This window comes from Dietzia sp. DQ11-71, from assembly GCF_014144995.1.
Lineage (GTDB): Bacteria > Actinomycetota > Actinomycetes > Mycobacteriales > Mycobacteriaceae > Dietzia > Dietzia kunjamensis.
Genome location: NZ_JAALDT010000274.1, coordinates 1 through 6,928 on the forward strand (window position 1 = coordinate 1; position 6,928 = coordinate 6,928).

6 protein-coding genes are annotated in these 6,928 nt (G+C 68.1%); 1 reads left to right on the forward strand and 5 read right to left on the reverse strand.

The genetic code is table 11. The features are described from left to right. Nucleotides 1-50 precede the first annotated feature (50 nt). The gene (gene rpsA / locus G6023_RS10205) at nt 51-1,526 is read right to left on the reverse strand and encodes a 30S ribosomal protein S1 (protein ID WP_067714021.1); all 1,476 of its coding nucleotides are present in this window, start codon (nt 1,524-1,526) and stop codon (nt 51-53) included. 142 nt (nt 1,527-1,668) lie between these two features. On the opposite strand from rpsA, the gene G6023_RS10210 reads away from it, so the two are divergent. Further along, nucleotides 1,669-2,421 carry a class I SAM-dependent methyltransferase gene (locus G6023_RS10210; protein ID WP_235027857.1) on the forward strand — a complete coding sequence of 251 codons (753 nt, stop codon included), beginning with the start codon at nt 1,669-1,671 and terminating at the stop codon, nt 2,419-2,421. Nucleotides 2,422-2,450: 29 nt separating this feature from the next. Here the strand turns inward: G6023_RS10210 and G6023_RS10215 are convergent, their stop codons facing one another. The 4 genes from G6023_RS10215 to polA form a co-directional block, all read right to left on the reverse strand. Further along, entirely contained in the window at nt 2,451-3,212 is a 762-nt protein-coding gene (locus tag G6023_RS10215) for an amino acid ABC transporter ATP-binding protein (RefSeq protein WP_120285887.1), read from the reverse strand. After that, nucleotides 3,209-4,192, reverse strand: a complete 984-nt coding sequence (locus G6023_RS10220; RefSeq protein WP_182635351.1) for an amino acid ABC transporter permease — start codon at nt 4,190-4,192, stop codon at nt 3,209-3,211. Before G6023_RS10220 ends, G6023_RS10215 begins: the two co-directional genes overlap by 4 nt. Before the next feature lie 11 nt (nt 4,193-4,203). Next, on the reverse strand, nt 4,204-5,106 hold the full coding sequence (locus G6023_RS10225; RefSeq protein WP_182635353.1) for an ABC transporter substrate-binding protein: 903 nt from the start codon (nt 5,104-5,106) through the stop codon (nt 4,204-4,206). A gap of 86 nt (nt 5,107-5,192) precedes the next feature. After that, nucleotides 5,193-6,928, reverse strand: a 1,736-nt coding sequence (polA, locus tag G6023_RS10230) for a DNA polymerase I (protein ID WP_182635355.1), incomplete at its 5' end; no start/stop codon positions are given.

Genomic DNA, 6,928 nt, shown 5'->3' on the forward strand with positions numbered 1-6,928 from the left:
CCCCGCACCGGATACCGGTGCGGGGCCGCTCTCAGATGCCTACTGTGCGATCACTCGCCTCCGGCGAGCTTCGCGCGCAGGGCGGCCAGCTGCTCGTCCGAGGCCAGCGAACCGCCGGTGGACTCGGCCGGAGCGGCCTCCGCCGCAGCCGGACGCGACGACGGGGTGGACTCCGACGAGTAGTTGGTCGGGGCGGCCTCGGCGGCCTCCGCAGCAGCGGCCCGACCCTTCTCGATCTGGGCCGTGTGCATCTTGTGGCGACGCTCGGCCTCCGCGTAGCGGTTCTCCCACTCCTCGCGCTGCTTCTCGAAGCCCTCGAGCCACTCGTTGGTCTCGGGATCGAAGCCCTCGGGGAAGATGTAGTTTCCGGCCTCGTCGTAGCTGTCGGCCATGCCGTACTTCGACGGGTCGAACTCCTCAGCATAGTCCTCGTCCGCCTGCTTGAGCGAGAGCGAGATACGACGACGGTCGAGGTCGATGTCGATGACCTTGACCATGGCGTCGTCGTTGACCGTGACGACCTGGTCCGGGACCTCGACGTGGCGCTCGGCCAGCTCCGAGATGTGGACCAGGCCCTCGATGCCCTCGTCGACACGCACGAAGGCGCCGAACGGCACGAGCTTGGTGACCTTGCCCGGGACGATCTGACCGATCGCGTGGGTCCGGGCGAAGTGCCGCCACGGATCCTCCTGCGTGGCCTTGAGCGACAGCGAGACGCGCTCGCGGTCCAGGTCGACGTCGAGGACCTCGACGGTGACCTCCTGGCCCACCTCGACGACCTCGGACGGGTGATCGATGTGCTTCCAGGACAGCTCGGAGACGTGGACGAGACCGTCGACCCCGCCGAGGTCCACGAAGGCACCGAAGTTGACGATCGAGGACACGACGCCCTTGCGGACCTGGCCCTTCTGCAGCTGGTGCAGGAACTCGGAGCGCACGGCCGACTGGGTCTGCTCGAGCCATGCACGGCGCGAGAGCACCACGTTGTTGCGGTTCTTGTCCAGCTCGATGATCTTGGCCTCGAGCTCCTGACCCACATAGGGCAGGAGGTCACGGACGCGGCGCATCTCCACCAGCGAGGCGGGGAGGAAGCCACGGAGACCGATGTCGAGGATGAGGCCACCCTTGACGACCTCGATGACGGTGCCCTTGACGGCCTCGTCCTTCTCCTTGAGCTCCTCGATCGTGCCCCAGGCGCGCTCGTACTGTGCGCGCTTCTTGGACAGGATCAGACGGCCGTCCTTGTCCTCCTTGGTCAGGACCAGGGCCTCGACCTCATCGCCCACCTCGACGACCTCACCCGGGTCGACATCGTGCTTGATGGAGAGCTCGCGCGAGGGGATAACGCCCTCGGTCTTGTAGCCGATGTCGAGCAGGACCTCGTCACGATCGACCTTGACGATCGTGCCCTCGACGATGTCACCATCGTTGAAGTACTTGATCGTGGCGTCGATGGCGGCGAGGAAGTCCTCAGCGGAGCCGATGTCGTTGACGGCTACCTGCGGGGACGTGGTGTTGGTGGTCATATGGTGGGGTGCTCCGGAGTGGATAGGAATCGTAGCGGACGGGAAGAAAGCGAGCGCGTACGCACGCGACCGTCAACTGTACGCTTCACACGTGACGTCCACAAACCCCCCAGGACATGGAGAGTCGGTCCGAGCCTCACGCATGTGGTGGGACTCGGAGGCGACGGATTACCACCATCACCACGGCGAGTTCCTCGGCGCCCACTCCGCCGACGGCGAGTTCGTCTGGTGCCCCGAGGGCCTGCACGAAGGTGACTGGCACCTGCTCGGTGACCTGGAGGGCCGCGACGTGCTCGAGATCGGGTCGGGGTCGGCTCCGTGCTCCCGGTGGATCGCCGGCCGGGGCGCCCGTGCCGTGGCCGTCGACCTCTCGGCCGGGATGCTCCGTGTGGGGGCTGAGGCTGCGAGCCGGGCGACGGGCCCGGCGGCGACCGTACCCCTGATCCAGGCCGACGCCGGCCGGCTGCCGTTCGCGGACGGCAGTTTCGATGTCGCGTTTTCGGCGTTCGGAGCCATCCCGTTCGTGGCGGACTCCGCGGGCGTGATGGCGGAGGCGGCGCGCGTCCTGCGACCGGGCGGCCGGTTCGTCTTCTCGGTCAACCACCCCATGCGGTGGATCTTCCGCGACGATCCGGGACCGGAGGGTCTACTGGCCGTGTTCCCCTACTTCGACCGCTCGCCGTACACCGAGTACGACGACGGCGAGCTGACCTATGTCGAGCACCACAGGACGGTGGGCGACCGGATCCGCGAACTGGTCGCCGCCGGGTTCGTGGTGCAGGACCTCATCGAGCCGGAGTGGCCGGAGTGGCTGGACCGGGAGTGGGGGCAGTGGAGCCCGCTGCGTGGCGGGATCTTCCCCGGCACGGCGATCTTCGTGGCCACGCTCTCCTGACCCACCCTCGCGCCGGACCTGCCCCGGCGTCACAGGATCTTGGACAGGAAGTCCTTGGTCCGTTGGTGGGACGGCGAGGTGAGAACGTCCGCGGGTGTGCCGGACTCCACCACGACACCGTCGTCCATGAACGCCACCGTGTCGGCGACCTCCCGGGCGAACCCCATCTCGTGGGTGACCACGACCATGGTCATCCCCGCGTCCGCGAGATCGCGCATCACGCCGAGGACCTCCCCGACCAGCTCGGGGTCGAGGGCCGAGGTCGGCTCGTCGAACAGCATCAGTTTGGGGTCCATGGCCAGGGCCCGGGCGATCGCCACGCGCTGCTGCTGCCCGCCGGACAGCTGGGCCGGGTAGGCATCGGCCTTGGCGGCGAGACCCACCTTCGCGAGCAGGTCGCGGGCCCGCTCGGTGGCCTCCCCACGCGACTGGCCCTTGACCAACATCGGCGCCTCGATGACGTTCTCGAGGGCGGTGCGGTGGAGGAACAGATTGAAGTGCTGGAACACCATGCCGATGTCCCGTCGCTGGCGGGCGGCCTGCTTCGGGGAGATCTCGTAGAGCTTGTCACCCTTCTCCCGGTAGCCCACCAGCTCGCCGTCGACGTAGAGCCTGCCGGCGTCGACCCGCTCCAGGTGGTTGATGCACCGGAGGAAGGTGGACTTGCCCGATCCGGAGGGCCCCACCAGGCACAGCACCTCACCGGCGGCGACCTCGAGGTCGATGCCCTTGAGGACGCGCAGCGACCCGAAGTTCTTACAGACCTGCTCGGCCCTGACCATCGACGTCATGCCAGCCCTCCCGACTGATCGGTGCCCTTGACAGCGGCGAGGGCGGACGGCGTGAGCCCGTCCGCATCGGCGAGTGCGCGCAGTTGCCGGCCGGTGAGCCTCCGGGTGGCGCCGCGGGAGAAGCGCTTCTCGAGGTAGTGCTGACCCACCATGAGCACGCTGGTGATGACCAGGTACCACGTGGCGGCCACCAGCAGCAGCGGGATGGGCTGGAAGTTGACGCCCGAGATGTCGCGCGCCTGCCCGTAGAGCTCACCGGAGAACGGGATCGCCACGACGAGTGAGGTGGTCTTGAGCATCGAGATGAACTCGTTGCCCGTCGGCGGGATGATGACCCGCATCGCCTGCGGCAGGATGGTCCGCCGCATCGTCTGGCCCCACGTCATCCCCAGTGCGGTCGAGGCCTCGGCCTGCCCCTCGGGAACCGACGAGATGCCCGCGCGGACGATCTCCGCCATGTACGCGGCCTCGTTCATGGCCAGGCCCACCACTGCCAGCCAGAACGCCGAGTACAGGACCATCGTGTCGTCGAACCGGACGAACTGGAGGTCGGTGAACGGGATCCCGAACTGGACCTGGCGGTACAGGGTGAAGATCAGGCCCCAGAACAGCAGCTGCACGTAGATCGGCGTTCCGCGGAAGATCCACAGGTACACCCAGGCGACTGCTTTGAGCACGGGGTTGCTGCTCATCCGCATCACCGAGAGGATGACGCCGAGGACCACGGCGAGGATCATCGACAGCAGCGTCAGCGCGATCGTGTAGAACACGGCCATGCCGAACCTGGTGTCGAACAGGTAGCGGGCGTAGGTGTCCCACCCGTAGGCCGGGTTGGTCGCCGCGCCCCAGATGAACAGGAACACCAGGACCAGTACGACGGTCGCCGACACCCAACGCCACGGGTGCCGGAGAGGCACCGCCCGGATCGGTTCCGGGGCCTCCGCCGCGGGGGCGTCCGCCCCCTTCTGCGCGGTACTCACCTACCGGTCACTCAGCCCTTCCGGATCTCGGCGTCATCGATGAGCCCGGCCTCGAGGCCCCAGTTCTGGGCGATCGTCTCGAAGTCGCCGGTCTCGATGAGCTTGTCGGCGGCAGCCTCGAGGGCGGCGGCGAGTTCCGAGTCCTTGCGGACGGGCCAGCCGTAGGGGGCGGAGTCGAACACGTCGCCGACGAGCTGCATCTTGCCCTCGGACTGCTTGACCGCGTAGGCGGAGATGGGCGAGTCGGCGGACATCGCGTCGACCTTCCCGAGCGCCACGGCGGTCGAGGCCTCGTCCTGGGAATCGAATTGGACCTTCTCGATCGCGGGCTTCCCGGCCGCGACGCAGGCCTCGCTGCGGGCGGGCACGTCTTCCTGGTCGGAGACCGTGGTCCGCTGGACGGCGACGTTCAGGCCGCAGGCGTCATCGGGGTCGACGTCGTTGCCGGCGGCGGCTGCCCACTGGATGCCGGCTTCGAAGTAGGTGACGAAGTCGACGGTCTGGAGCCGCTCGTCGTTGACCGTGAACGACGAGGCTCCCATGTCCATGGTGCCGCCCTCGATCGCCGGGATGATCTTCTCGAAGTCGGACTCGCGGAACTCCGCGCGAAGCCCCATCAGCTGTGCGGCGGCGGTCATCACGTCGATGTCGAAGCCGACGATCTCGCCGCTCTCGTTCTTGAACTCGTTGGGCGCGTACGGCGGATTGGTGCCGATCACGATGACGCCCTTGTCCCGGATCTCGGCCGGGACGAGCGCGGCGATCTCCTCGTCGGTCTCGAGAGACACCTCGTCACGAGGCTCCCCGGAGTCCTGCGGCCCCTCGGTGTTGGTGGTGCAACCGGTCAGCGCGAGGGCCGCGGTGGCGGTCAGGACCATGGCGGCGCGCAGTCCGCGCCGGGAGGTGAGCGTCATGGGGTGCCCTTTCAGGCGTCGTGGAGCCGAATCTGAAATGAACTTAGGGTACAGGTCGGCTGCCGCCCGGGAGGTCAACGGGACGCTCAGTGCGCCGCCGAGTCCCAGTCCGGACCGGTTCCGGTCGAGACGTCCAACGGGACGTCGAGCTCGATGGCCGAGTACATGCGGTCCACGACCAGGTCCCGGACCTCGTCGAGTTCGCCCTCCGCCACCTCGAGCACGAGTTCGTCGTGGACCTGGAGCAGAAGGCGGCTCTTCAGCCGCCGTTCGGTGAGGTCCGCGTCGACCTTGAGCATGGCCGCCTTGATGATGTCGGCGGCCGTGCCCTGGATGGGTGCGTTGAGCGCGGCACGTTCGGCGTTCTCCCGCTTGAGCCGGTTGTCCGAGTTGAGCTCGGGCAGGTAGCGACGCCGCCCGAACAGTGTCTCCGTGTAGCCGTCTCGGCGGGCCTGTTCGACCACTGCGCGCAGGTAGTCGCGCACGCCGCCAAAGCGGGAGAAGTAGGCCTCCATCTGATCCTTGGCCTCACCCTGGCTGATCCCGAGCTGGGCGGCGAGGCCGAACGCGCTGAGCCCGTAGGCCAGCCCGTAGCTCATGGCCTTGACCCGGCGACGGAGCTCCGGGGTCACCTCGTCGATCGGCACGCCGAACGCGCGCGAGCCGACGAACGAGTGCAGGTCCTCCCCTGTCCGGAACGCCTCGATGAGCCCGGCGTCGCAGGACAGGTGTGCCATCACCCGCATCTCGATCTGGCTGTAGTCGGCGGTGAGAAGACAGTCGTAGCCCTCACCCACGACGAACGATTCGCGGATTCGTCGACCGTCCTCGGTGCGCACGGGGATGTTCTGCAGATTGGGGTCCGTCGAGGAAAGCCGGCCGGTCGCGGCCACGGTCTGGTTGAACGTGGTGTGGATACGCCCGTCGTCACCGATGGTCTTGATGAGCCCCTCGACCGTGGTCCGCATCTTGGTGGTCTCGCGGTGCAGCAGTAGTGCCTCGAGGAACGCCCGTCCAGGGGTGTCGCCCGTCTCCTTGGTGAGCAGTTCCTCCAGCGCCTTGGCGTCTGTGGTGTACCCGGTCTTGGTCTTCTTGGTCTTGGGCATGCCGAGGGTCTCGAACAGCACGACCTGCAACTGCTTGGGCGAACCGAGGTTGATCTGTTCGCCGCCGATCGCGGCGTAGGCGGCGTCGGCCGCCTGCCGCCCGCGGTCGGCGAAGTCGTCCCGTAACCCGTCCAGGGCGCCGCCGTCCACCGCGATCCCGATAGATTCCATCCGCGCCAGCACCGGCACGAGCGGCAGTTCCATCTCCGCCATCAGGCGCGCCCCGTGCACCTGCTCCAGTTCCACGTCCAGCCGCTCTGCGAGATCGACCACCGCGCGGGCGCGGGTCGCGGCCGCGTCGGCGTTCTTCTGCTCAGTCTCGGCGTCATCGACATCGTCGAGCAGGGACAGTTGCTTGTCCCCCGCCTTCACCTCGGGCAGTTCGCGCTGTAGGTGACGTTGGAACAGCTCCGCCAGTCCGTAGCTGCGTTGTCCGGGTCGCACCAGGTAGGCGGCCAGGGCCACGTCCATGGTCACCCCGCCCAACCGGAGCCCGCGTCCCGTCAGTGCGTGCGTGGCGGCCTTGGCGTCGTGGACCGCCTTGGATACCGCGTCGTCGGCCAACCAGGCGCGCAGCGCCTGCTCGTCGTCCGGCCCGATGGCCGCGAGGTCAAGGTGTCCGGAGGCTCCGCCGGCGGCGGCGATGGTGATGGTCTGCGCGTCGCCCGCGCCGGGTCGGGAGGGCCCGACGACGACGAGGCCGTGCCGCTGCCCGG